General features: G+C 61.6%; 20 protein-coding genes and 4 tRNA genes. 14 read left to right on the forward strand and 10 right to left on the reverse strand.

The genetic code is table 11. The features are described from left to right. Positions 1-68 precede the first annotated feature (68 nt). Together M5C01_RS26490 and M5C01_RS26495 are read right to left on the reverse strand one after the other, a co-directional pair. Entirely contained in the window at positions 69-551 is a 483-nt protein-coding gene (locus tag M5C01_RS26490; RefSeq protein WP_152741494.1) for a hypothetical protein, read from the reverse strand. Between the two features lie 305 nt (positions 552-856). Beyond that, positions 857-1,081: a hypothetical protein gene (locus M5C01_RS26495; RefSeq protein ID WP_003214941.1), complete on the reverse strand. Its 225-nt coding sequence runs from the start codon at positions 1,079-1,081 to the stop codon at positions 857-859. Positions 1,082-2,254: 1,173 nt separating this feature from the next. On the opposite strand from M5C01_RS26495, the gene rmuC reads away from it, so the two are divergent. Further along, positions 2,255-3,619 carry a DNA recombination protein RmuC gene (gene rmuC / locus M5C01_RS26500; protein ID WP_178129978.1) on the forward strand — a complete coding sequence of 455 codons (1,365 nt, stop codon included), beginning with the start codon at positions 2,255-2,257 and terminating at the stop codon, positions 3,617-3,619. 11 nt (positions 3,620-3,630) lie between these two features. Here the strand turns inward: rmuC and M5C01_RS26505 are convergent, their stop codons facing one another. Both M5C01_RS26505 and M5C01_RS26510 read right to left on the reverse strand, forming a co-directional pair. Then, complete coding sequence (locus tag M5C01_RS26505; protein WP_152741492.1) at positions 3,631-7,101, reverse strand: hybrid sensor histidine kinase/response regulator; 3,471 nt, start codon at positions 7,099-7,101, stop codon at positions 3,631-3,633. A gap of 105 nt (positions 7,102-7,206) precedes the next feature. Further along, positions 7,207-7,749: a TetR/AcrR family transcriptional regulator gene (locus tag M5C01_RS26510; protein WP_152741491.1), complete on the reverse strand. Its 543-nt coding sequence runs from the start codon at positions 7,747-7,749 to the stop codon at positions 7,207-7,209. 90 nt (positions 7,750-7,839) lie between these two features. Here M5C01_RS26510 and M5C01_RS26515 point away from each other — a divergent pair, with 90 nt between their 5' ends. Together M5C01_RS26515 and M5C01_RS26520 are read left to right on the forward strand one after the other, a co-directional pair. Beyond that, positions 7,840-9,036, forward strand: a complete 1,197-nt coding sequence (locus M5C01_RS26515; protein ID WP_103494390.1) for an MFS transporter — start codon at positions 7,840-7,842, stop codon at positions 9,034-9,036. Between the two features lie 89 nt (positions 9,037-9,125). Then, positions 9,126-9,890 (forward strand): hypothetical protein, encoded by a 765-nt coding sequence (locus M5C01_RS26520; protein ID WP_152741490.1) that lies wholly within the window; start codon positions 9,126-9,128, stop codon positions 9,888-9,890. Positions 9,891-9,953: 63 nt separating this feature from the next. Here M5C01_RS26520 and M5C01_RS26525 read toward each other — a convergent pair whose 3' ends face one another. After that, entirely contained in the window at positions 9,954-10,916 is a 963-nt protein-coding gene (locus M5C01_RS26525) for a helix-turn-helix domain-containing protein (RefSeq protein ID WP_152741489.1), read from the reverse strand. Between the two features lie 124 nt (positions 10,917-11,040). Between M5C01_RS26525 and M5C01_RS26530 the strand changes: the two genes are divergently transcribed. From M5C01_RS26530 to M5C01_RS26540, 3 genes are all read left to right on the forward strand, one after another. Further along, positions 11,041-11,352 carry a cupin domain-containing protein gene (locus M5C01_RS26530; protein WP_103494386.1) on the forward strand — a complete coding sequence of 104 codons (312 nt, stop codon included), beginning with the start codon at positions 11,041-11,043 and terminating at the stop codon, positions 11,350-11,352. Positions 11,353-11,457: 105 nt separating this feature from the next. Further along, positions 11,458-12,612: a TDT family transporter gene (locus M5C01_RS26535; RefSeq protein WP_152741488.1), complete on the forward strand. Its 1,155-nt coding sequence runs from the start codon at positions 11,458-11,460 to the stop codon at positions 12,610-12,612. Between the two features lie 91 nt (positions 12,613-12,703). Continuing rightward, positions 12,704-14,581: an MFS transporter gene (locus tag M5C01_RS26540; protein ID WP_152741487.1), complete on the forward strand. Its 1,878-nt coding sequence runs from the start codon at positions 12,704-12,706 to the stop codon at positions 14,579-14,581. Positions 14,582-14,667: 86 nt separating this feature from the next. Here M5C01_RS26540 and sugE read toward each other — a convergent pair whose 3' ends face one another. The 3 genes from sugE to rdgC all read right to left on the reverse strand — a co-directional run bounded on the left by sugE (position 14,668) and on the right by rdgC (position 17,256). Next, on the reverse strand, positions 14,668-14,985 hold the full coding sequence (gene sugE, locus M5C01_RS26545) for a quaternary ammonium compound efflux SMR transporter SugE (protein WP_152741486.1): 318 nt from the start codon (positions 14,983-14,985) through the stop codon (positions 14,668-14,670). A gap of 116 nt (positions 14,986-15,101) precedes the next feature. Then, positions 15,102-16,067 (reverse strand): bile acid:sodium symporter family protein, encoded by a 966-nt coding sequence (locus M5C01_RS26550; RefSeq protein ID WP_103499848.1) that lies wholly within the window; start codon positions 16,065-16,067, stop codon positions 15,102-15,104. Positions 16,068-16,335: 268 nt separating this feature from the next. Then, entirely contained in the window at positions 16,336-17,256 is a 921-nt protein-coding gene (gene rdgC, locus M5C01_RS26555; RefSeq protein ID WP_103499789.1) for a recombination-associated protein RdgC, read from the reverse strand. 160 nt (positions 17,257-17,416) lie between these two features. On the opposite strand from rdgC, the gene M5C01_RS26560 reads away from it, so the two are divergent. The 6 genes from M5C01_RS26560 (at position 17,417) to M5C01_RS26585 (ending at position 20,722) form a co-directional block, all read left to right on the forward strand. Then, positions 17,417-17,492: transfer RNA gene (locus tag M5C01_RS26560), tRNA-Val, on the forward strand. Between the two features lie 19 nt (positions 17,493-17,511). Continuing rightward, positions 17,512-17,588, forward strand: a tRNA-Asp gene (locus tag M5C01_RS26565). A 308-nt stretch (positions 17,589-17,896) separates the two neighbouring features. Further along, positions 17,897-19,036, forward strand: coding sequence for a mandelate racemase/muconate lactonizing enzyme family protein (locus M5C01_RS26570; protein WP_178129972.1), 1,140 nt, complete (start codon positions 17,897-17,899; stop codon positions 19,034-19,036). A gap of 51 nt (positions 19,037-19,087) precedes the next feature. Continuing rightward, a complete protein-coding gene (locus M5C01_RS26575) occupies positions 19,088-20,383 on the forward strand; it encodes an MFS transporter (RefSeq protein ID WP_152741484.1) in 1,296 nt (431 codons plus the stop codon). A 167-nt stretch (positions 20,384-20,550) separates the two neighbouring features. Then, positions 20,551-20,626: transfer RNA gene (locus tag M5C01_RS26580), tRNA-Val, on the forward strand. A 19-nt stretch (positions 20,627-20,645) separates the two neighbouring features. Then, a tRNA-Asp gene (locus M5C01_RS26585) sits at positions 20,646-20,722 on the forward strand. A gap of 108 nt (positions 20,723-20,830) precedes the next feature. On the opposite strand, the gene M5C01_RS26590 is transcribed toward M5C01_RS26585, so the two are convergent. After that, positions 20,831-21,967 carry a catalase family protein gene (locus M5C01_RS26590; protein ID WP_152741483.1) on the reverse strand — a complete coding sequence of 379 codons (1,137 nt, stop codon included), beginning with the start codon at positions 21,965-21,967 and terminating at the stop codon, positions 20,831-20,833. 37 nt (positions 21,968-22,004) lie between these two features. Further along, complete coding sequence (locus M5C01_RS26595) at positions 22,005-23,810, reverse strand: di-heme-cytochrome C peroxidase (RefSeq protein ID WP_152741482.1); 1,806 nt, start codon at positions 23,808-23,810, stop codon at positions 22,005-22,007. A gap of 267 nt (positions 23,811-24,077) precedes the next feature. Between M5C01_RS26595 and M5C01_RS26600 the strand changes: the two genes are divergently transcribed. Both M5C01_RS26600 and M5C01_RS26605 read left to right on the forward strand, forming a co-directional pair. Then, positions 24,078-24,794 (forward strand): FKBP-type peptidyl-prolyl cis-trans isomerase, encoded by a 717-nt coding sequence (locus tag M5C01_RS26600; RefSeq protein ID WP_103499741.1) that lies wholly within the window; start codon positions 24,078-24,080, stop codon positions 24,792-24,794. Between the two features lie 293 nt (positions 24,795-25,087). Beyond that, on the forward strand, positions 25,088-25,543 hold the full coding sequence (locus M5C01_RS26605) for a YkvA family protein (RefSeq protein WP_152741481.1): 456 nt from the start codon (positions 25,088-25,090) through the stop codon (positions 25,541-25,543). Positions 25,544-25,645 lie beyond the last annotated feature (102 nt).

Raw genomic sequence — 25,645 nt, forward strand, 5'->3', positions numbered from 1 at the left:
AGATAGAGCGGTTTTGTAGGACAATCCGACCAAAATCGATCGGTTTTCCCGGAAACTGGGTTTTGGCTCTAGCAGGCGATCGGAGTGACCGACGGGTCACAACTTTGCCAGGCGCGAGTGAAATCCCGTAAACGTCCTTGTGGCTGGAAAGTCTGTCGCCAGATCCGCGCCATACCGAGCAGATCGTCGATGGCGGGCAGCTTGGGGTGGTGTTCCTCCACCAGCAGCCAGGCGATGGCCGTGGAATAACGAAGATTCACCGCCAGTTCGAGATTCGGGCTGCTAAAAAAAGCGTGCTGGCTGGCCAGGCCGCGCACCAGGCTGGCCAATTCCGGGTCCGGGGCCAGGTAGCGATCCCATAACGCGGCATGGCGGCTTTCGTCGATGCAGTACAGGCCGTGGCCGCGGCGGTCGTGCAGGGCCGAGCCCAGGTCCGACTGGCTGGCGGCGATGCCCAGCAGCAGTGCTTCGGCGCTCGGGCTGTGGCGACCCAGGTACAGCAGGGTCGGGCGAATCACATAAAGGCGCAGTTCCCTGGCGGCGATACCCATGACACCCTCGATACTCCGGCCGTGTGATCGGCGTTTTTTATTGGTCGGCGTGGCCTGGCCCCTGGTAGCGGTGGAGGCGTTCAGGCCCGCCGGAAGCGGCCCGGGCCGCTTGAGTTGAAGTGTAGTGTCATATTTCTGCTGTAAAGGACTGTTTTTAAAATATTTAAACTATGAGCGCGTGGCTTATATATTTATTCGTGCTTAGCCATACAGTCAAAATCGCGAAACTTCAGGCAATAAAAAGCCCGGCAACAAAGGCCAGGCTTTTGGGTTACAGCTTGTTTCTAAGCAGGGCTATACGGGCCTCAGGCAACCAGGGCCTGGCGCGTGCGGTCGATGACCGCCTGCAGCGGTTCGGCGCTGGAGTACTGGTCCGGATACAGACGTTCGCTGTGACGAGCGATACCGTGTTCGTTGACCAGCGTGAAGCTGAAGCAGCCTTTGCGAGCGGCCATGATCAGGCAGTTCATCGGTGCGAAGGCGTTGGTCAGGGTGCGAATAGCGTCCTGGGTATGGATTTGAGTCGACATAATTATTAGGTGTTCCTGCAAATGACACGGAATCTGATCCGTGCAACGTTAAAACGTTCCAGTAGCGTCGAACCATTATGGATCGGACGAAGAACCTGACTGGAACAAAGCCGCCAGTTGAGCGCATGAAATCAAGTGGCGCTGGGGCTGGCAGGTAGGTACTTAGGAGGGCAGGCAATCACAACAAGGGCAAAGGTTCTGGGCCCGGGGTGAAGATCCTGATCAATCTTGCAGGTTGGTTCGGTCAGAGTAATCGTTTTCGGCAGCCGCCTTTCATAAGGCTGTACTGGAGAGGATTTACCTGGAAACCATCGAGGGGTCGATCCCTTTTTCGAGCGACTGATCCATTTTGGAGAGTGCTTATGAGGGGAATGTTCGACCAGAATTGACTTTCAGCTTGGTACTAACGGGGCGGATACTATCGCATTAAAACGGATAAGGGAAGCGTGTTGGCAAAAAACTTGTTCAAGGCGCTCCCGTGGTACCGAGGCGGAATTTCGCTGGCGGGACGCTGCCCGAAAGGGGGCGATATGCTGGCTCCAGGAGTAGCGCTAAAGAGCGAATGGCGGCGCCTGTGCAAAAAAGGTGCGTCGATATAACCCTTATCGCACTACTTGTGCACAATCGGCCCACGGCTTGTCACCGGACTGTCATCTGCGCAATCTGTCCCTCGAATGCCTGTATCGCCAATACAAGTCAATGAAAAATATCGTCTTTTTTTATTGGTGAAAAAATCGACAGTTTGACTGCGAGCCCCATTCCATGCGGCTTTGCGAGGGTTGGAGAGGGGTTGTCCACTGAGTTATCCACAGCTTCTGTGGATTGTCCCAAGCGCTTGCTCTAGGACGGGCATGTCGAGTTTTTTCGGCTTTACCCGTACGAAAAACAGCGTAGAGTGGCGCGCCCCGCGATCTGGCGTGCGGTGCTACATGAAATTTCGCTTGGCTTCCTTGCCCTTGTCCCGGCCCGATAGGATTTCTACCTGGCGCGAACTGTCCAGGGCCGATCACCTTCGTTACCCTTGATTCTTTACAATTGGTTGGCACCTTGGGAGTTCTTATGGCGTTGGATCTGACCAGTCTCTTGCTCGGTTTGGCGGGCGCGGCGTTGCCGTTGCTGGCCCTGGCCTGGCAGTTGCAGCGCCGGGCGAGTGCTGCCCAGGCCGAGCTGGTGCTGTTTGACGAGCGTCTGAGCAGTGCCCGGCTGGCGGCGGATGGGCTCGGTGCACAACTGGATGCCAGCCGCGACGAGGTCAGCGACCTGAGCCAGGCCAATACCGTCAAGCAAGCGGAACTGGCGGCGTTGCGCCGGGAAGTCGAACTGCTGCAGATCGAGCGTGACAATGGTCGCGACGCCGCCCATGCCTGGAACCTCGAGCGTGCCCAGAAAGAGGCCGAGCTGCGCCGCCTGGATGCCCAGGCGGCGTCGTTGAGTGCCGAGCTGCGGGAACAGCAGGACAGCCATCAGCAGCGCCTGGACGACCTGCAGGGCTCGCGGGATGAGCTGCGTGCGCAGTTTGCCGAAATGGCCGCGAAGATCTTCGACGAGCGCGAGGCGCGTTTTGCCGAAAACAGCCAGCAGCGCCTCGGACAATTGCTCGACCCCTTGAAGGAACGTATCCAGTCCTTCGAAAAACGTGTGGAAGAGAGTTATCAACAGGAAGCCCGCGAACGCTTCTCCCTGGGCAAGGAGCTGGAGCGCCTGCAACAGCTGAACCTGCGCCTGAGCGATGAGGCGACCAACCTGACCCGGGCGCTCAAGGGCCAGAAGACCCAGGGCAACTGGGGCGAATTGATTCTCGAACGGGTGCTTGAGCATGCCGGGTTGGAAAAAGGCCGCGAGTACCAGACCCAGGTCAGCCTGAAAGGACCGGACGGCGAGCGTTTCCAGCCGGACGTGCTGATCCTGTTGCCGGGTGACAAGCAGGTGGTGGTGGACTCCAAGGTCAGCCTGACCGCCTACCAGCAATATGTCGGCGCCGATGACGAGGCGATCGGCCAGACGGCGCTCAAGCAGCATGTGCTGTCGTTGCGTAATCATGTGAAGGGGTTGGCCGGCAAGGATTACAAGCGTCTGGAAGGTTTGCACAGCCTGGATTTCGTCTTGCTCTTCGTACCCATCGAAGCGGCGTTTTCGGCGGCCTTGCAGGCCGAGCCGAATCTGTTCCAGGAAGCCTTCGACCGCAATATCGTGATTGTCAGCCCGACCACCTTGCTCGCCACCTTGCGGGTGATCGACAGCCTCTGGAAGCAGGAACGCCAGAGCCAGAACGCCCGGGAAATCGCCGAGCGCGCCGGTTGGCTGTACGACAAGTTCGTGTTGTTTATCCAGGACCTGGACGAGGTCGGCAATCGCCTCCAGCAACTGGACAAGGCCTACGCCGCCGCGCGGAACAAGCTGACGGATGGGCGTGGCAACCTGGTCAGCCGCAGCGAGCAGCTCAAGCTGCTGGGCGCGCGGGCGAGCAAGAACCTGCCCGCGGAACTGCTGGAACGGGCGATGACCGATGAGGACGGCGTGGTGCAGTTGCCTGAGTAATCAGCCCGCGTTCAAAGCGGCAGATGCCGACTCAACAACGCCCGCAACGCCGCCGGTTTCACCGGCTTGGCCAGATACTCCAACCCCGCCCCATGCACCTGTGCGACGGTTTCCGGGCGCAGGTCGGCGCTGATCACCACACCGGGCAGCGGCTCCGCCAGGCGCGTGCGCATCCAGGTCATCAGGCCGGTTCCGGTTTCGCCGTTATCCAGGTGATAGTCCACCAGCGCCAGTTGCGGACGCAGACCGCCATCGAGCAGCGCGGCGCACTCCTCGCGATTGCGCGCGGTCGAGACCCGGCAGCCCCAGCGGGTCAGCAGGCTGTGCATGCCGATCAGAATGCTGTCCTCGTTATCCACGCATAACACCTGGGCACCGCTCAGTGCCTGGCCGTTGACGGGCGGACTGTGGCCGGCCTCGCTCGCCGGATGACGGGCAATCGGCACGCTGACGCTGAATACACTGCCGTGCCCCGGCCAGGAGCGCACTTGCAGGCGATGGCCAAGTACCCGGCAGAGTCCGTCGGCAATCGCCAAACCCAGCCCCAGGCCTTTTTCGGCCCGGGTCTGGTGGCTGTCGAGACGTTTGAACTCCTCGAAAATCACCTGGCGCTTGTCCTCGGGAATCCCCGGCCCGCGGTCCCAGACTTCCAGGGACAACAGGCCGCCCTGGCGCCGCACGCCGAGCAGGACCGGGCCCTTGGCGTAGCGGAAGGCATTGGTCAGGAAGTTCTGCAGGATCCGCCGCAACAGTTTGATATCGCTGTTCACCGGCAAGCGACTGCCGCGAACCCGGAAGTTCATGCCTTGCTCCTGGGCCAGGGCCTTGAATTCCGCGCCGAGGGTGTCGAACAGCTCATTGAGGACAAAGGGTTGTGGATTGGGCGTGATCTTGCCGTTCTCCAGGCGCGAGATATCCAGCAGGTCGCTGATCAGGTCCTCGGCCGAACGCAGCGAGCTGTCCAGGTGCTGGACCAGTTGCCGGGCCTCCCGGGACAGGCTGTCGTCCTGGTGGGAGAGGGCGGCGGAGAACAGGCGGGCGGCGTTCAACGGCTGCATCAGGTCGTGGCTGACCGCCGCGAGGAAGCGGGTCTTGGACTGGTTGGCTGCTTCCGCCGTGCCCTTGGCTTCGGTCAGGGCGACGTTCAGTTGCGACAGTTCGTGGGTCCGTTCGGTGACGCGCTGTTCCAGGCCCTCGTTGGCCTCGGTCAGGGCTTGCTCGGCCTCGCGGAACGCGGTGATGTCAGTGAAGCTCATGACAAAACCGCCGCCGGGCATCGGGTTGCCGATCAGCTCGATGACCCGACCGTTGGGGAACAGCCGCTCCGAGGTATGCGCGCGGCCCTGGCGCATCCAGTGCAGGCGCCGTGCGACATGCACTTCGGCCTCGCCGGGACCGCACAGGCCGCGCTCGGCGTTGTAGCGGATGATATCGGCAATCGGCCGGCCGACGCTGATCAGGCCGTCCGGGTAATTGAACAGTTCCAGGTAACGGCGGTTCCAGGCCACCAGCCTCAGGGACTGGTCGACCACGCTGATGCCCTGGGTGATGTTTTCGATGGCGCCTTGCAGCAACGCGCGGTTGAACTGCAGCACTTCGGAGGCTTCGTCGGCGATCCGGACGACATCTTCAAGTTGCATTTCCCGCCCTTCGATGGCGGCTTTCACCACCGCGCGGGTCGAGGAGGCCCCGAGTACCCCGGCCAGCAGGCGTTCGGTGTGGGCGATCCAGTCGCTGTCGGCGTTCTGGTTCGGGTTGAAGCCCTTGCCCTGGCGATAGGCGAAACGGATAAAACTCTGGCGTGCGCGTTCTTCGCCGACAAAGCGTGCGGCGAGGGTCAGCAGGTCTTCGATCTGCACCGCCAGCATCGAGCGGGCGCTGGGCCGGGCATTGAGTTCCTGGCCGATAAAGCGCCCGGCCTGCCAGTGCTCGGAGACCCGTGTGCGCGACAGCACCGAGACCCAGGCGAAGAGGGTGAAGTTGCCTGCCAGCGACAGCACCACGCCTTGGGTCAGCGGGCTGATCGGCAGGTTAAGCGGGTTGCCGTGCAGCCAGGCCAACCCGGGGAAACTGCTCAGCGACCAGCCCAGGCTGCGGGCGGCGATGGGCAGGATCAGGGTATAGAACCAGAGGAAGGTGCCGCCGGCGATACCGGCAAACACCCCGCGCCGGTTGGCCTGTTTCCAGTACAGCGCGCCGAGCATGGCCGGCGCCAGCTGGGTCACGGCGGCGAAGGCGATCTGGCCGATGGTTGCCAGGCTCGCGGTCGAGCCCAGCAGGCGGTAGCTGACATAGGCCAGCAGCAAAATGGCGACAATGCTGACCCGACGCACCGAGAGCATCCAGTGGCGGAACACTTCGAACGGCCGTTCGGAGTTCTGCCGGCGTAGTAGCCAGGGCAACAACATGTCGTTGGAGACCATGGTCGACAACGCGACGCTGGCGACAATCACCATGCCGGTGGCCGCCGAGGCACCACCGATAAAGGCCAGCAAGGCCAGCGACGGATGGGCCTGGGCCAACGGTAGGCTGATAACGTAGGAATCACGCAAGACATCCGTGGGCAACATCATGCGCCCGGCCAGGGCAATCGGCACCACGAACAGTGCCGCGAGGATCAGGTAGGCGGGGAACACCCATTTGGCCAGGCGCAGGTCCTGGGGTTCAATATTTTCCACCACTGTGACATGGAACTGCCGGGGCAGGCAGATGATCGCCATCATCGCCACGCCGGTCTGCACCACCATGGACGGCCAGTTGACCGTTTCTTCCCAGTATTCGGCCAGCAGCGCCGAGGTTTTGGCCTGGCTGAACAAATCGTCGAAACCGTCATAGAGGCCGTAGGTGACGAAGGCGCCGACGGCGAGAAAGGCGAACAGCTTGACCAGGGATTCGAAGGCAATCGCCAGTACCATGCCGCGGTGGTGTTCGGTGGCGTCGAGGTTGCGGGTACCGAAGACGATGGTGAACAGCGCCAGGATCAGCGACACCACCAGCGCCGTGTCCTGGGCGCGTACGCCCATGGCGTCGGCACCGGCACCGATCAGCAGGTTGACGCCGAGGACGATGGCTTTCAGTTGCAGGGCGATATAAGGCAGTACGCCGACCAGGCAGATCAGCGCCACGACCACCGCCAGGGATTGCGATTTGCCATAGCGAGCGGCGATGAAGTCGGCGATGGAGGTGATGTTTTCCTGTTTGCTGATCAGCACCATCTTTTGCAGGACCCAGGGTGCGAACACCAGCAACAGCACGGGGCCCAGGTAGATCGGCAGGAACGCCCAGAGCTGGTCGGCGGCCTGGCCGACCGCGCCGAAGAAGGTCCAGCTGGTGCAATAGACGGCCAGGGACAGGCTGTACACCCAGGCCCGCACGCGTGGCGGCAGGGGCGCGCTGCGGCGGTCGCCATAAAAGGCGATGGCGAACATGATGGCCATATAGGCCAGGGCGACGGCGGCGATCAGCCCGCTGGACAGCGACATGGAAACTCCCGGCAAAAGACATTCCGAGGGCAGTCCGGCCCTGGCGCTACAGTCTCGCACGATGACCGGGCGGCGTCAGTGTCGACCAAGGTCGCAGCCCTGTTGCTAAGGGGCGGTGAGTGCCAACTCGATTTGTTGGTGCAGAGCTTCGACACTCAACGGCTTGTCCGCGAACAACACTCGGAACACCGTCGGTGCGACGATCAGGTCCAGCAGGCGCTCGACGCTGGGCAGCATTGCCTGCGGGTAACGATCGAGAATGATCTGCAACTGCCCGCCGAGGATGGTGGTGCAATAACCGGTGCTGGTGCTGCATTGCACGTCACGCATCATCTGCCGGCCCGGTTCCGAGCTGATTTCATCCAGGTATTGCTCGGCCCAGGCCCGCAGGTCGCCGCGCAGGCTGCCGGTATTGGCCGGTTCGACCTCCGGGCGCATACGCGCAAATGCCACATCGGCCAACAACACCGCCAGGTCGCCCCAGCGCCGATAGATGGTCGAAGGCGTGACCCCGGCCCGCGCCGCAATCTGCGGAACGGTCAGGCTCGCGCGGTCCTGCTCTTCGAGAAGCGCGCGGACCGCCTGATGAATCGATTCCTGCACCCGGGCACTGCGGCCGCCCGGACGTACACTTTCTTTGATCGCCATGCCAAAACCTTAACACAAAGAATTTGCTTTAAGAGAAAAGCCGTAGCACACTCCGTAAAAGCAATATTTTAGCTTTTGTGGAGTGTGCCTATGTCCCATCGCGCCGAAAAGCCCGTGTCCAACCGTGCCAGCCTGGTGTTTCTGTCGATCACCTTGCTGACTTTTCTGGCCGCCTCCAGCGCGCCGACCCCCCTGTACCATCTGTATCAGGAAACCCTGCGGTTTTCCGCGGCGACCCTGACGCTGATCTTCGGGGTGTATGCCCTGAGCCTGCTGGCGGCCTTGTTGACGGTCGGTTCCTTGTCCGACCATCTGGGTCGCCGGCCGGTGATCTTTACCGCGTTACTGTTGGATATCGGCGCGATGTGGCTGTTTATCACGGCCGACAGCGTCGTGTTGCTGATCGCCGCGCGGGCGCTGCAAGGTTTTGCCACCGGCATGGCCACCAGCGTACTGGGTGCGTCCCTGCTGGACAACGACAACCGCAAGGGGCCGTTGATCAACAGTATCGCGCCTTTGCTGGGCATGGCCTGCGGGGGCCTCGGTTCCGGTTTGCTGGTGGAGTTCGCGCCACACCCCATGCAGTTGGTGTACTGGATTCTGTTCGGCCTGCTGGTGGTGCAGGCGGCGACTGTCTGGCGCTTGCCGGAAACGGTCAGCGCGCAGCCGGGCGCGCTGGCCTCGTTGCGTCCGACCCTGCATGTACCGCCGCAAGCGCGCAAGGCCCTGTGGATCGCCTTGCCGGTGGACGTCGCGGTCTGGGCCATGGGCGGTTTCTACCTGTCCCTCGCGCCTTCGCTGGTACGCGCCGCGACCGGCTCGACGTCCAATCTGATCGGTGGCGTGCTGGTGGCAATCCTGACCCTCAGCGGCGCGTTGACGATCTTCACCTTGCGTGATCGCCCGGCGCAAAAAATCCTGCGCCTGGGGGCCGTGCTGCTGGCCATTGGCGTCAGTCTGATTCTGCTGGCGGTGCACAGCGCCAGTCTCCCGCTGTTTCTCTTCGCCACCTTGGTCGCGGGGGGCGGTTTCGGCTCGGGTTTCCTCGGCGCGCTGCGCAGCGTGGTGCCGCTGGCCTTGCCCCATGAACGGGCAGGGCTGATGTCGGCTTTTTATGCGCTGAGCTACCTGGCGTTCTGTCTGCCGGCGTTGTTGGCGGGCAACCTGAGTCACAGCCTGGGCTTGATCGCCACGACCGACGGCTATGGCGTGATGTTGATCGGGCTTTCCCTGGGGGCCTTGCTGATGTTGCTGTGGCGTCGCCCGGCACGGGACCTGGTGGCCTGAGCCGGTCAGCCGGCTGATCGGTTATTGCAAGATCGACGGCAGGGGGCTGGTCAGACTGGGGTCTTTTACCGGAAGGATCACGGTGCTCAATGACGACTCCCACACGCTCAGGCATCCGGACGCCCTTGCCGACGTCCACCCAGCTTGCCCTGAGGTTCCAGTCGGCGGATCTGACACAAATGCTCGGTCTGTTGCAGGAGGTGACCTGGCAGCCGTTGTCCGCTCAGGCCCGTTTGTTCCTGCAACCCGAGAGTCTGTTCGGCTTGCATCAATTGCTTTGCCATGTGCTGCCCTCGCGGCGAATGCGGCCCCAGGGTTCGGTGCCCATGGCCTTCGCCTTGCAGACCCTCAGGCAGGCGCTGTTGCAAGAGCCTGATCCGCGGCGCCGGGTCGAGTTGGCCCATGACTGCGTCGATGTGCTGCTGCTAAGGACCCAGGGGGTGTGGATCGGCAAGCGGATTGCCCAACTGCATGGGCTGGAGGCGATGGATATCGCGACCCAGGGGTTTATCGAACTGATCCAGACCTGTGCGGCGATTCTCCGCGATCATGCCTTTATCATGGTGCGCCTGGGTGTCGGTGGCGGTTGGTTCGGGCGAGAAACCGGCGTCGCTGCGAAATTGGGCAGGGCGGGGGTCTATGGTTCCGGTGGGCATATCAACCGCGCGCGTTTTGCGATTTTGCGCAGCGCGTTGGTGCGTGGCGATGAAATCAAACGGCCAGTGCCGGGTAAGGAGCCGGTGCTGGATGCCGCGTGGTTGCGCAGGGAGGCTCAGCTGGATCTTTATCGTTTGGAGCAAGAGGCGGATGAATACGGTCATTGTGGGGGCGGAGCTTACCCGCGAAGCTTTTAGCGTTCTTACGGGCCTCTTCGCGAGCAAGCTCTGCTCCCACAAGGACCGCGTGGCAACAGGTTCTCAGGTTTGGCGCCCGGCAAACTGCGCCCGATAAGCCGACGGGGAAATCCGTAGCGAGGCCTGGAAATGCTGGCGTAACGACAGGGCCGTGCCGAACCCCGCTTCCAGGGCAATGGCTTCAATACCCTGGGCGCTGCTTTCCAGCAGTCGCTGGGCATGACTCAAACGTTGCCCCAGCAGCCACTGGCCGACAGTGGTCCCCGTCAGTTGCTTGAAGTGCCGGGTGAATGAGCGGCGACTCATCGCTACCCGATCCGCCAGTTCATCCAGGGAGTGACTCCGGGTGAAGTTGTGCCCGAGCCATTGCAGCAGTTGCCCCAGGCGATCCTGCTCGCCGGCCAGGGGCAGGGGCCGCTCGATAAACTGCGCCTGGCCACCCGAACGATGGGGCGCGACCACCAGCCGCCGGGCCACCTTGTGCGTGACTTCGGCCCCGCACAGTTGCTGCATCAGGTACAGGCAGCAATCCAGGCCGGCGGCAGTGCCGGCCGAGGTCAGCAAGTGCTCGGACTCGGCATATAGCACGTCGGCATCCAGCAGCACCCGAGGGTATTTGCGGGCGAAGGTCGCGGCCCAATTCCAATGGGTGGTGGCCTTGCGTCCGTCCAGCAGGCCGGCTTCAGCAAGAACAAAGGCTCCCAGGCACAGGCCGACGATCCGCGTGCCTTCGCCGTGTGCCTGGCGCAGTGCTTCCAGCAACGGCTCGGGCGGCCGCTCCTCGGTGTCGCGCCAGGACGGCATGATGATCACGTCGGCCTGGCTGAGCACCTCAAGCCCATGATGAACCTGGATATCGAAACCCGCCGAGGTAATCAGTGGACCAGGCTCGAAGCCGCAGACCTTCAGGGAAAAGCGTGGCATCTCGATGCCTTCGTGCTGCTCGGCGAATACCAGCGTCGGTACGGATAAATGAAAAGGGCTGATGTCGTTGAAGGCGATTACGGCGACATGGATCGTGGTCATCGTCTGTGTACTCGGGGCAGCGATTTGGCCTGATCTTATCGAAGATTGTCTTTCGGGCCACTTATTAATGTGTGGATCACGGGCAATCATGAGTGCTCGACCATCCCCATCAAGGACCCCGCCCATGGCGATTATCCGCAGCGCAGACTTCACCGGCAGCCGTCCCTGGGCGGCGCTGGACATCGCCAGCATGAACGGCATCAGCACCCGCCTGCATTGGACCGACCAGCCCTATATCTGGCACGTCAATGACGGGCAGGAGGTGTTTGTGGTGCTCGATGGCCGGGTCCGCATGCGTTATCGCAATGACGGGATCGAGCAGGCCGTCATGTTGGAAGTCGGCGATATTTTCTACGCCGACATCGGTTGTGAGCACCTGGCCGAACCCTTGGGCGAGGCACGGGTGCTGGTGATCGAAACCGAAGGCAGTCCATGACAGCTTATCTATAAAACAGATAACAGTTAGAGAAATTACCCGTTATATGGATATTCGATCCGGTTCTATGATGGCTGCAACCTCACCCGAGGACAGGAGTCAGTCATGCAAACGTGCCCCAATAGCGTCAAACCCGGAATCCGGCCTTTAGGCCATTTGCAGCACCCCCGCGAAGTCATTCGCCAGTTCACCCCCAACTGGTTCGCCGCCACCATGGGCACCGGTGTCCTGGCGTTGGCCCTGGCGCAGTTGCCGGTCGAAGTCCCGGGCCAGCGTGCGTTCGCCGAAGGCCTGTGGCTGTTCAATATCCTGCTGTTCGCCGTATTCAGCCTGCTCTACGGCGCGCGTTGGGTATTGTTCTTCCATGAGGCGCGGCGGATTTTCGGGCACTCCACGGTCTCGATGTTCTTCGGCACCATTCCCATGGGGCTGGCGACCATCATCAACGGTTTCCTGCTGTTCGGTGTGCCGCGTTGGGGCGACAGCGCGGTGCAGGTCGCCGAAGTGCTGTGGTGGATCGACGTGGCCATGTCCCTGGCCTGCGGCGTGCTGATTCCCTACCTGATGTTCACCCGCCAGGAGCACAGCATCGACCAGATGACGGCGGTCTGGCTGTTGCCGGTGGTGGCCGCGGAAGTGGCGGCGGCCAGCGGTGGCCTGCTGGCGCCGCACCTGTCGGATGCGCATATGCAGTTCAACGTGTTGATCACCAGCTATGTGCTCTGGGCGTTCTCGGTGCCGGTGGCGTTCAGCATCCTGGTGATCCTGCTGTTGCGCATGGCCTTGCACAAGTTGCCCCATGAAAACATGGCGGCCTCGAGCTGGCTGGCGCTGGGCCCGATCGGGACCGGGGCCTTGGGCATGCTGGTGCTGGGCGCGGACTCGCCGGCGATTTTCGCCGCCAACGGCTTCGCCGGCATCGGTGAAATCGCCAGCGGGCTGGGCCTGCTCGCCGGGATTATCCTCTGGGGCTTCGGTCTGTGGTGGATGCTGATGGCGGTGCTGATCACCCTGCGTTACCTGCGTCGGGGCATCCCGTTCAACCTCGGCTGGTGGGGCTACACCTTCCCCCTGGGCGTCTACTCCCTGGCCACCTTGAAATTGGGCAGCACCTTGCACCTGGGCTTTTTCAGTGGTTTCGGCCTGGTGCTGGTGGCGCTGCTGGCGGTGCTCTGGCTGATTGTCGGTTCGAAAACCCTGCGCGGTGCCTATAAAGGCGAGCTTTTTGTTTCGCCTTGCCTGGCAGGAATAGCGAAATAGTTGCCTGATTTTAGGTAAGGTTGTGGCCCGGGGGTGGTGATCCGCCTTCCAACAAGAAAGCCGCTCTCGGCGCCACTCAGGTACAGGGAAGATGAGTCACCCCTCACAGTTCAGCCTGCTGCGTACACGGCGTTTCCTGCCGTTCTTCGTCACGCAGTCCCTCGGTGCGTTCAACGACAATCTGTTCAAGCAGTCGTTGATCCTTGCCATCCTCTACAAGCTGGCCCTCACCGGTGATCGCGGCATCTGGGTCAACCTCTGTGCCTTGCTGTTCATCCTGCCGTTCTTCCTGTTCTCGGCCCTGGCCGGCCAGTTCGGCGAGAAATTCGCCAAGGACGCGCTGATCCGGGTGATCAAGCTGGGTGAAATCGTGATCATGGCGGTGGGTGCCGTGGGCTTTGTCTTCGATCACCTGTCGTTGATGCTGCTGACGCTGTTCGCCATGGGCACCCACTCGGCGCTGTTCGGCCCGGTCAAATATTCGATCCTGCCCCAGGCCCTGCGCGAAGAGGAACTGGTGGGCGGCAACGGCCTGGTGGAAATGGGCACCTTCCTGGCGATCCTGGCGGGGACCATCGGTGCCGGGGTGATGATGTCTTCGGCGCACTACGCGCCTATCGTCTCCAGCGCCATTGTGCTGGTGGCGGTGCTCGGCTACCTGGCCAGCCGCGGCATTCCGCGGGCGGCGGCGGCGAGCCCGCAACTGTGTTTGAACTGGAATATCTTCAGCCAGTCCTGGGCCACCTTGCGCCTGGGTTTGGGGCAAACGCCCGCCGTGTCGCGCTCGATTGTCGGCAACTCCTGGTTCTGGTTTGTCGGGGCGATCTACCTGACGCAGATCCCGGCGTACGCCAAGGAGTGGTTGTACGGCGATGAGACCGTAGTGACGCTGATCCTCACGGTGTTCTCGGTGGGGATTGCCGCCGGCTCCATGCTCTGCGAGCGCTTGTCAGGGCGCAAGGTAGAAATCGGCCTGGTGCCTTTCGGCTCGTTCGGCCTGACGCTGTTCGGCCTGTTGTTGTGGCGGCATTCGGGCAATCTGCCGCAGAATGTGCAGGCCAACGACTGGCTGGCGATCCTCGGTTATCACCAGGCCTGGTGGGTGCTGGTGGATATCCTCGGGCTGGGGGTGTTCGGCGGTTTCTACATCGTGCCGCTGTATGCCCTGATCCAGTCGCGGACCGCCGAGAACGAGCGGGCCCGGGTGATTGCCGCCAACAACATCCTCAACGCGCTGTTCATGGTGGTCTCGGCGATTGTCTCGATCCTGCTGTTGAGTGTGGCGAAGCTGTCGATCCCCGAGTTGTTCCTGGTGGTGTCGGTGATGAATATCGCGGTCAACACCTATATCTTCAAGATCGTGCCCGAGTTCAGCATGCGTTTCATGATCTGGCTGCTCAGCCATTCCATGTACCGCGTCGAGCACCGCAACCTGGACTTGATCCCCGATGAGGGGGCGGCCTTGCTGGTCTGCAACCATGTGTCGTTTGTCGATGCGTTGCTGATCGGCGGCGCGGTGCGGCGGCCGATTCGCTTCGTGATGTATTACAAGATCTACCGCTTGCCGGTGCTCAACTTTATCTTCCGCACGGCCGGGGCGATTCCGATTGCCGGGCGCAGCGAAGACCTGGAGATCTATGAGCGTGCGTTCCGGAAAATCGCCGAGTACCTGAAGGAGGGGGAGTTGGTGTGCATCTTCCCTGAGGGCAAGCTGACCACCGACGGTGAGATCAACGAGTTCAAGGGCGGCATGACCCGCGTGCTGGAGGAGACCCCGGTGCCGGTGATTCCGCTGGCGTTGCAAGGTTTGTGGGGCAGTTTCTTCAGCCGTGATCCGGCCAAGGGGCTGTTCCGACGCTTGTGGTCGCGGGTGACCCTGGTGGCGGGGACGCCGGTCGGGGCCGAGGTCGCGGTGCCGGCGCAGTTGCGTGAGCAGGTGTTGCAGTTGCGGGGAATGGTGCGCCGGTAGGCGAGTGTGGGAGCGGAGCTTGCCCGCGAAGCTTTTGGCGGCTTCGCGGGCCTCTCACAAGGGGGCGTGTTGAATCGAGCAGAGTGTCAGGCGGCCGAGACTTTCAAACCGACCAACCCGACAATGATCAAGCCCACGCTCGCCAGTCGGAACAACGCCATGGACTCACCGAACAGGATGATCCCGGCGATCACCGTGCCCACCGCGCCGACACCGGTCCAGATCGCATAGGCGGTGCCCAGCGGCAATTCCTTCATGGCAAGGCCCAGCAGGCCGAGGCTGACAGCCATGGCCGTGACGGTGAGCGCGGTGGGGAGCGGGCGGCTGAAACCGTCGGTGTACTTGAGGCCAACGGCCCAGCCGACTTCGAACAGACCGGCGAAAAACAGAATGATCCAGGACATGAAAACCTCCATCTATGGATGGGGTCGTCCCCGTATGGTTACTGCGCGCAAGCCGCAAGGTCGTCCCTGCGCTGCGCACTATAGTGCCCATTCCTGTCCGGTGGATCAAGTTCCCTTCAGTTCAGGGCGCTGTCAGCCGCCTGTGCGCGGTCCTGTTTTTCGCTCATACGGCGGAACCAGGTCGAGAGCAGGGCCCCGGAAATATTGTGCCAGACACTGAACAGCGCGCTGGGCACCGCCGCCAGCGGCGAGAAGTGCGCGCTGGCCAGGGCGGCGCCGAGGCCCGAGTTCTGCATGCCGACTTCCAGCGCCAGGGATTTGCGTTGGGCCAGCGGCAGCTTGAACAGGCGACCGGTGAAGTAACCCAGCAAGTAGCCGAAGCTGTTGTGCAGCATCACCACGGCCATGATCAGCAGGCCGGACTCGGCAATCTTCGCCTGGCTGGCGGCGACCACGGCGGCGACGATGATCACGATGCTCACCACCGACACCAGCGGCAGGACTTCCACTGCGTGGCGGACTCGCTCACCCAGCAGGCGTTGGGCGACGACGCCGAGCACAATCGGCAGCAACACCACCTGCAGGATCGACCAGAACAGCTCGCTGAACTGCACCGGCAACCAGGCCGAGGCCAGCAGCCAGATCAACGCGGGGGTCAGCAGCGGGGCGAGGAGGGTGGTGACGGCGGCGATGGCCACCGACAGCGCGAGGTCGCCGCGGGCCAGCCAGGTCATGACATTGGAAGAGGTGCCGCTGGGGCAGCAGCCGACCAGGATCACCCCGACGGCGATTTCCGCCGGCAGCTGGAAGGCCCGGCAGAGCAGCCAGGCGACGCCGGGCATGATAATAAAGTGGGCGATCACGCCCAGGGCCACGCGCCAGGGATGGCGGGCGACTTCGGCGAAATCGTCGAGTTTGAGGGTCAGGCCCATGCCGAACATCACCAGGCCGAGCAGCGGCACGATGGCGAATTTCAGGGCGATGAACCAGGTGGGTTGCAGGAACGCCAGCACGGCGAAAATCAACACCCAGTAGGCGAAGGTATTGCCGACGAAGCGGCTGAGTGTGGCCAGTGCGCGCATGGGGGGGTCCTTGTTATGGGGGGGCGGATCAAGCAGGCGTTGTGGGAGAGGAGCTTAACCACGAAGCTTGTGGTGGCCTCAATGGCCTTCCGGTAAGTCCGGCTCCCAGGATCTCTGTGTTGAACCGAGAGTCTGCACACGGTGGAGTACCTGTGGGAGCGGAGCTTGCCCGCGAATGCTGGCGACCGGGTCTGTCTGGCACACTGAGTCATCGTTCTTCGCGGGCAAGCTCCGCTCCCACAGGCGTTCGCCCGTTGTTACGGCGTGATCAGATACCCTGCGGCATTTCCTCGCCACCCAGGGCCTCGAACAGCTGCGGCAGGAACTCGCCGAAGGTCAGCATCATCAGGGTGAAGCTGGCATCCAACTGGCCCAGGGCTTCTTCACCGCCGTCCTGTTCGGCCTGGTCTTGCAGCAGGTCTTCGAATTTCAGGCGCTTGACCACCATCTTGTCGTCGAGCACGAAGGACAGCTTGTCCTGCCAGGCCAGGGACAACTGGGTCACCACCTTGCCGGTGCTCAGGTGCAACTGGATTTCCTCGCCGGTCAGGTCCTGGCGCTTGCAGCGCACAATGCCGCCGTCTTCATGGGTATCACGCAGCTCGCATTCGTCGAGGACGAAGAAGTGCTCCGCGGTCACCTGGGTCTTCACCCAGTCGGTCATGATCGCGCTTGGCGCGGTTTTCACCGTCAGCGGCCGCACCGGCAAGGTACCGAGCACTTCACGCAGGGTCGACAACAGGTCCTCGGCACGTTTCGGGCTGGCCGAGTTGACCAGGATCAGGCCCTGTTTCGGCGCAATCGCGGCAAAGGTCGACGAACGACGGATAAAGGCACGGGGCAGGAACGCCTGGATGATTTCATCCTTGAGCTGGTCACGCTCCTTCTTGTAGACCTTGCGCATCTGTTCGGCTTCGATCTCCTCGACCTTTTCCTTCAGTGCATCGCGCACCACGCTACCCGGCAGGATACGTTCTTCCTTGCGCGCGGCCACCAGCAGGAAGTCGCCGCTGACATGCACCAGCGGGGCGTCTTCGCCTTTGCCGAAGGGCGCGACGAAACCGTAAGTGGTCAACTCCTGGCTTGCACAGGGGCGGGCCGGTTTGCTCGCCAGTGCGGTCTCCAGCGCCTCGGCATCAAAAGGCAGATCTTGGGTCAGGCGGTAGATCAGCAGGTTCTTGAACCACATGGGGTGCATCTCTCCTTTATACAAAGGAGGGCATTATTCTCTTCGTGGGCCCATAGGCCAACCCTCTGCTAAGTCTTTGGAAGGCCTGAGAAAAATATTAAAAAAAGTGCTTGCCAGAGTCGGGACTGCTCCGTAGAATGCGCGCCACACCGAAAGCGAAGGGTGATTAGCTCAGCCGGGAGAGCATCTGCCTTACAAGCAGAGGGTCGGCGGTTCGATCCCGTCATCACCCACCATTCGATATCAGTGTTACGCGCAGCGGTAGTTCAGTCGGTTAGAATACCGGCCTGTCACGCCGGGGGTCGCGGGTTCGAGTCCCGTCCGCTGCGCCATATTCGATGATCTGGACCACTGAACGCCAGGTCATCACAGAAAGCCCGCCTTGTGCGGGCTTTTTTGTTTTCCGAATCCCCTTCGGATCCCAGCGCCCGCCGCGGTTTTCAAATACCCATTCAAGCAGGCCTCGGTTCTCAATTCCCCAGCGATCAAGGTTGCGCCGTTCCCAGGCCGGCATTCCCGACTCCGTTGTTTGGATATCCCGCAGGATTGGTTCCTTCCTTCCTCAGTGATGTTGTACGATAACGTAACACTTCGCTTCATCAGTCTATAACACCAATAAAAAGCGTTTGGAGACCTGCCTGTGATTATTCGCAGTATCGAGATCATCCGCCTGGGCATCCCCTTCTCCGCGGGTACCCCTGAGCGCAAGAACCTCGGGCCGGCCAAGGACGACGATGCCTTCAATGCCGCATCGCCCCGACATCGGCGTATGGAAAGCCTGATGCTCAAGGTCACCACCGATACCGGCCTGAGCGGTTGGGGCGAGGCTTTTGGCCACGGTTCCAATCCGGTGACCTTCAAGGCGTTGACTGAAGTGGTGGCGCCCATGTTCATCGGCACCGCGCTGGCCGACCGCGCCCGGACCCTGGACGCCGCACGCCGCGCCCTGCATGGTTTCGGCTCCACCGGCCCCATGGTCTATGCCTTGTCCGGTATCGATATCGCCTTGTGGGACCTGGCCGCACAAGTGGCGGGCCAGCCGTTGTACCAGTTGCTGGGCGGCACGCCGCGCGAGCTTGAGTTGTACGCCAGCCTGGTCAGTTATGGCGGCGATCCAGACGAAGTATTTGCCCAGGTCAAACGCGCCCGCCAGCAGGGCTTTCGCAAGATCAAGCTGCATGAAACTACCTATGTGGCCATCGCCGCGGCCCGTGCGGCGCTGCCGGTGTTGGTCGGCGAGTTGATGGTCGATGTCAATTGCCCCTGGACCGTTGCCCGGGCGTGCGACATGGCTGAACAGTTGCACGAGCTTGACCTCGGTTGGCTGGAAGAACCCGTCTGGCCGCCCGACGATATCAACGGTCTGGCCCAGGTGCGTCGTCATGGCGTGGCGATTTCCGCGGGTGAAAACGCAGCGGGGGTGAACGGTATTCGCGCCCTGGTCGAGCAGGGTGCGGTCGATATCCTGCAGCCCAGTGTCGCCAAGGTCGGGGGCATCAGCGCGATGCTGGAGGTTTTCGCCATTGCCCGTGAGCACGCTGTCCGCGTCGTGCCCCATTGCTTCTACTTCGGCCCCGGGTTACTCGCCGTCGCCCACCTGTTGACGCTGTTGCCGGCGGACGTGGCGCTGGAAGTCCCCTTCATCGAGTTCGAGCGCCTGCTGTATCCCGAACTCGCCTTCAAGCCCCGCATGAGCCTGCCCGATGTGCCGGGCCTGGGCTTTGTGCCCGACGTCGAGGTATTGCGGACCTATTGCACGGACCATGCGCTGATCAGCTGAATCACCACAGGCTGTCACGCTCTAAAAATAATAAACAAAGGCCATAAAAAAATGAAAGGCAACTACCGCTGGAGAATCGCCGGGCTACTGTTTTTTGCCGGCATGCTCAACTACCTGGACCGCGCCGCACTGTCGGTGGTGGCGCCGCTGTTGAAAACCGAACTGCACATCGACGATGCCCAGATGGGTTTTATCTTCAGCAGCTTTTTCATCGGTTACTGCGCCCTGTGTTTTGTCGGCGGTTGGGCTGCCGATACCTATGGCCCGAAAAAGGTCTTTGCCTGGGCGGCGGGTATCTGGTCGCTGTTTTGCGGATTGACCGCGATCATTACCGGATACGTCCACCTGCTGATTTTCCGGGTGTTGTTCGGCATGGGCGAGGGGCCGATGGGCACCACCACCAACAAGGCGATCACCAATTGGTTTCCTCGGGAAGAGGCCGGGCGGGCGTTGGGCTTCACCAACTGCGGTCAGCCCCTGGGTGCGGCCGTGGCCGGGCCGATCGTCGGCCTGGTGGCGCTGAATTACGGCTGGCGGGTGTCGTTTGTGGTGATCGCCTTGCTGGGTGCGTTGTGGCTGGTGGCCTGGTTGTTGATCTTCAAGGACACGCCCGAGCAGCATCCGAAGGTGTCCGAGGCCGAGCGCGAGTTGATTCGTGTCAGTCGTGCCGAGGTGTTGGTCGAAGGTGTGCAGGAAGGCCGCAGCCTGGTCAGCTACATTTTTTCCGCTCCGGTGCTGGCGGTTGCGACCGCGTTTTTCTGCTTCAACTATGTGCTGTATTTCTTCCTGACCTGGCTGCCCAGCTACCTGATGGACTTTCAGCACCTGGACATCAAGAGCATGAGCATCATCGCCGTGATCCCCTGGCTGGGAGCGGCGGTGGGCTTTCTGGGCGGTGGTTTTGTCACCGATGCATTGGCCAGGAAGCTGGGCAACGTGATCCTGGCACGCAAGTGCGTGCTGATCGTCGGCCTTGGGGTCGCGGCCAGTTGCGTGATGATCACCACCCAGGTGTCGTCGTTGAGCATGGCGGTGGCCTGCATCACGGTGTCGAGTATTTTCCTGTTCGTCACACCACAGATCTGCTGGGGGCTGATTCAGGACATCGTGCCGAAGAATCGTGTCGGCGGTACCGGCGGTTTCGTGCATTTGCTGGCCAACCTCGCCGGCATCATCGCGCCGTCGCTGACCGGCCTGGTGGTGCAATACGGCGGTGGCTACAACGTTGCGTTCGTGATCGCCGCCGGGGTCTGCGGGTTGGGTATGCTGGTGGTCATCCTGGCGGTACGTGGGCATGCCCCGGCTACTGAAAACCAGCGCGCCAGCCCTTCGGTCGCATTGAAATAAGTTATTGGAGGCCAGGGCCGGCGGGGAGGCGGGCCGCTGGTTTTCGTCTCTCTAATGCCCGGTTTTTCTCGTTCTGGGCTTCGAGAAATCCAGGTTCTGAAAAAAGATTATCTAAATCAGTGCGTTATGGATTTTTTGTGGCATAATGCGCCCGCACCGAAACGAAAGGGTGATTAGCTCAGCTGGGAGAGCATCTGCCTTACAAGCAGAGGGTCGGCGGTTCGATCCCGTCATCACCCACCATTTCGCTTCAACGCTACGCGCAGCGGTAGTTCAGTCGGTTAGAATACCGGCCTGTCACGCCGGGGGTCGCGGGTTCGAGTCCCGTCCGCTGCGCCATATTCGATGATCTGGACCACTGAACGCCAGGTCATCACGCAAAGCCCGCCTTGTGCGGGCTTTTTTGTGGGAGCGGAGCTTGCCCGCGAAGCTTTTGGCGGCCTCGCGCTATTGCTCGGCGTTGCGGCTATGCCGGTAATCGCTCACCGCGTCATACACCGCCTTGCGCAAGCGGTTGATCCCACCAATCGGCCGGTGCGCCTCCAACCCGTGCCAGGGGCTGAACGACTGGTTGTCACAGGCGATATTCTGTTCCAGCGTGTCGAAGTCCTGGGCCGGAATCCGAATCCGCGCCACCGTCTGGAACGACGCGTCGCTCTCCTTCCATTCAATGCTGGTGTCTTCGATCGGCATATACAGATGCGCATTCTGCCGCTGGATCTGCAGGACGAAGCAGGCCGGGACGCGGTCTGTGGATAACTGTTGGGTCAGGGCGCTGCGCAGGAAGTTCGGCAGGTACTCATTCTGTTTCGGCAAGGTATATTCCGGGCAACTCTGCGGGTCAGGGGCCACGCGGAACTTGGCGTTGTCATTGCCGAACTTGTACGGCGAGACCGAAAAATAGGTGGTCTGGGTCGGACTGATCGGCGCCGGTGCCAAGGTCGCCAGGGCGATAAACAGATGGCGCACTTGCCAGGTGGTCGGGTTCCAGCTCGGGAAAAACGCCAGCACCTGCTTGCCGTCCGCCTGGGCGCCGATGTTTTGCTGGTATTCGGCGACATCGCTGACAAAGAAGTTCGGATGACTGAACATCACGAAGTCCTGCTCATTGCGCCCCTGTTGCCCCGGCAGCAATTGCTTGCCCGGAACATCGAGCAACTTCAGCGCCATGCCCCGGGCGTCACGAATACTGTCGAACTGCGGATAGGCGTTGCCATTGGACAGGCGTATCAGCGCCTGCCAGGTCTTGCCCGGCTCGGCAAAGACGCCTTGGCGCAGATCGTTGCTCAGGTCACTGGGCACCTGGACCTCGGCCTTCACGCAACCGTGGGCCTTGGCATGGGCATCGCGCAGATAGCGCGTACCTTCACGATGCTGGTCGACGATGCGCACGGCCGTCTGGATGATGTCCTGGGTCATGGCCGATTCGCCGGGCGGGATCTGCTCTTCGGCGGACACCGGGCCGCTATGGCGCCAGGCGTACCAGCCGCTGGCCAGGGCCCAGCCGACCAGCCCGAGGCCGATCAGGATCAGCAGGCTCTTGCCCAGAAAGGCGCCGAGGCGCAGCCAGAGTCGGGTCAGCATGTAGACATCCTTTTAACGTGAACGCGAAGGGTAGGGGTCATGGCAGTTGCGCCTCCAGCGGGCCGCCGAGGACTTTCAGGTATTCGAGCAGGGCCCAGCGTTCCTCGGGCTGCAGCAAACGACCGATCACGCCGTTACCACGCTTGCCGGCACGGAATTCGTGGCCACTGTTGTGGTTGCCGCTGATCCGGGTGTCATACAGGAAGCCATTGGGGAAGGCTTCCTGGCGATAACCGAGATGACGCGGATTGTATTCGAAGGTGCCGCGATAGAAGCTGCCGGCGCGCTCGTCCTGGGGCGAGAGCAGTTGATACAGCGAAGGCACCGAGCCGTTATGCAGAAACGGCGGGGTGGCCCATACGCCGGCCAGCGGCCGGGCCTTGTAGGCGCGTTGTTCGAGCACGCCGATAGGCAGGCCGAAGCCGTCCATGGCCGGGCGTTCTTCCGGCGTGACCTTGGCCTCGCGATAGGCACGCTCTTCGACGAAGGCGGTGACGTAGGCCAGGCCCTTGGCTACCGACAATTGCGTCATATCCAGCGGCGCCTCGGGTGCCGGGTGCAACTGGACCGGCAGTTTCGCCAGCTCGACCGGGTTCCACTGCAGTGCACTCAGGTCGTAGCGATTGTCGGCGATGTTATTGGCGGTGTTCGGGTCGGTGCCGATCACTGCGACTGGAATCGAAACCAGGTGTTTTACCGGACGACCGTTCTCTTCGGTCACCGGGGGCACATGGCAGCCGGCGCAGTTTTCCGCGAACAGCCCGCGGCCCTTGGCGGCCAGCGGCAGGTCGACCTTGCCGAACAGGTCCTCCGGCCAGTGCGGCGGTTGCAGGTGCTTGAGGGTTTCCTCGATCCGTTGCAGGTCACGCACGCGCACGCCGGAAGGGTAGCGGTCGGCGCCTTGCAAGGGCTGGCCGTTGGCGTCGAAGAAATTCAGGGTCGCGCCAACCCCCAGCGCCTCACCAATATTACGTGCCATGGGTTGCTGGGCTGAAGCCGTCCACTGCACCCAATCAAAGGTCCAGATATCCCAGAGCTGCGGGTAATCCACGGGAGCGTTGGCGACGCGATAGTTCTTCTCGGAGATGGCATCGCCGAAGCTGGCATTGGCGATGCGCCCGAAGGCATCGGTACGGCCGGGGCCTTCCTGGGTCGGATAGAGCCCGCGATGGGTATCGTTCCAGGCCGTCTTCAGGAAGATGTCCAGCGACTGCTTGAAGTCGGTGCGCAACTGGTCGTACTGGGCGTCATAGTTATCGCCCAGGACCTTGTGGGCAAAACGCTTGAACTTCCACGGGTTGTAATAGGTGGCGGCGAGGCTCGCGACCATGGCCTGGCCGAAGCTGCCGCCGCGCACCGTCGGTACGCTGGAGGGCAGCACATGCTGGGCCGAGCCGCCGTCGATCCGCAACGCCTGGCCGTTATAGCGCAGTTCGCCGGTATGGCAGGCGGCACAGGTGATATCCAGATACTGCTCGTTGCTGCCGGGGTTCTGATGGCGGGCGAAACCCACCGGCAGATTACCGGGGTTGTTGGTGCTGGCCTTGCGCTTGGGATCAATCAGAAAGCCGAACCGCGCCAGATACGCCGGTTCCGCAAAGCGCTGTTCGGAAAACGGCAGCTCCAGGGCGGTGAACCACTCATAACGCAGGCCTTTGACCTGGGTTCCCTGGGGGGTGTAGTAATAGGTCTGGCGGTCGGCCTCGCTCCATTGCTCCAGATAACGCACCTGGGCCGGTACGTAAGTCGGTAATTTCGGATTGACGACGTAGTACAAGATCACCGCGATGCCGAGGCAAAGCAGGAGAAACGCTGCCAGTAATACACGGTAAAAAATGCGCAAGATCAGCATCCTTGTCGAGTTGTTTCCTTCTTATGCCTGAGCCGTTGCCTGGCATCAAGTAGCCATGATGGCTGTGACTGCTGGCCCGTGGCGCTTCAGTCGTGTCCGTGCAGACGTAAGCAGACTGTCAGGGTTTTGTAAAATGCCCCAAACACCTGAACTTATTGGCTGTTTGCCCCTCTCATGCCGGTAGCCATTGGTCGTGGCGGCCTGATAAGCTCGCGGCTTTATACGATTGCCCTTTAGGCGCATGAACAAGGAAATAGCATGAAACAGCATCGGTTGGCGGCGGCGGTAGCCCTGGTAGGCCTGGTACTTGCGGGTTGCGATTCGCATTCCAGCGTAGAGCTGAAAACCCCGGCGCAAAAAGCTTCCTACGGTATCGGCCTGAACATGGGCAAGAGCCTGGCCCAGGAAGGCATGGACGACCTCGATTCCAAGGCCGTGGCCCAGGGTATCGAAGATGCCGTCGGCAAGAAGCCGCAGAAGCTCAAGGACGACGAACTGGTCGAAGCCTTTGCCGCCCTGCAGAAACGCGCTGAAGAGCGCATGGCCAAGCTGAGCGAAGAGTCGGCGGCTGCCGGCAAGAAATTCCTCGAAGAAAACGCCAAGAAGCCAGGTGTCGTCACGACCGCTTCCGGCCTGCAGTATGAAGTCATCAAGAAAGCCGACGGTCCTCAACCCAAGCCGACCGACGTAGTGACCGTTCACTACACCGGCAAGCTGACCAACGGCACCACCTTCGACAGCTCCGTGGATCGCGGCAGCCCGATCGACCTGCCGGTCAGCGGCGTGATTCCAGGTTGGGTCGAAGGCCTGCAACTGATGCACGTCGGCGAGAAGTACAAGCTGTACATCCCGAGCGACCTGGCCTACGGCGCACAAAGCCCAAGCCCGGCAATCCCGGCCAACTCGGTCCTGGTCTTCGACCTGGAACTGCTGGCCATCAAGGATCCTGCCAAGGAAGACGCCGCCGCCAAATAAGGCGCCGGCTCATGACAACGCCCCGTTTTCGGGGCGTTGTCGTTTCTGAGAGATGCAGGCTGTAAGAAAACGAACATCCATAGGTCGGTATAGTCTTAATATTCAGCTAACGGGCCTAATCGTAGACTGATGCCAAGTCAATGAAATAATGGCTTTTTTTCAGTGAGTAAAAAACGCCCGATCTGAGCTGGCCCCTTGTAAAACGGGGCTTGCAGCGTTGAAAAGTGGCTCTGTTCACAAGGTTATCCACAATTTGTGTGGATAACCTGGCGTCGCTGTCGATTGGAGTGATGATGAAAGCACCCTGGAATTTCACACGCTTCCTGCCCATGGCCCAACGCGTGCTGTCGCGCGGCCGTCTACCGACCCTGTTGTTTGCCGTGGCGAGCAAGAGCGCGCACCAGGGCGGCCGGCTGGGCAAGCTCAGGGAGGACCTGAAGCTGTTGCAGGTGCTGTGCCTGGCCTACTGGCGCGGCGAGTACCGGGCCATCAACGTCAAGTCGATGATCATCGTGGTGGCGGGGCTGATGTACTTCCTCAGCCCGATCGACGCCATCCCCGATTTTATCCCCGTGTTCGGCATGCTCGACGACATCGCCGTCCTGGCCTGGGTGATGAATACCCTGGACCAGGAACTGACGGCTTTCCGTCGTTGGCTCGAACGGCAGGCACCGGAACAGCTGCGGGCGATCGAGCATTTGCCGGATACACCCGAGCAGTTGCAACTGCAACGCCACGAAAAGGACTGAATCCCAGCCATTCCCTTTAAGAACACACCCCTAGCGACCTTGGTGGCTGTTAAGATTAAGCTACAAGGAAAGCGCCGACTCGCTATGTGTAAAAGTCCTACG

Source organism: Pseudomonas sp. MWU12-2319, assembly GCF_023242525.1.
Lineage (GTDB): Bacteria > Pseudomonadota > Gammaproteobacteria > Pseudomonadales > Pseudomonadaceae > Aquipseudomonas > Aquipseudomonas gingeri_D.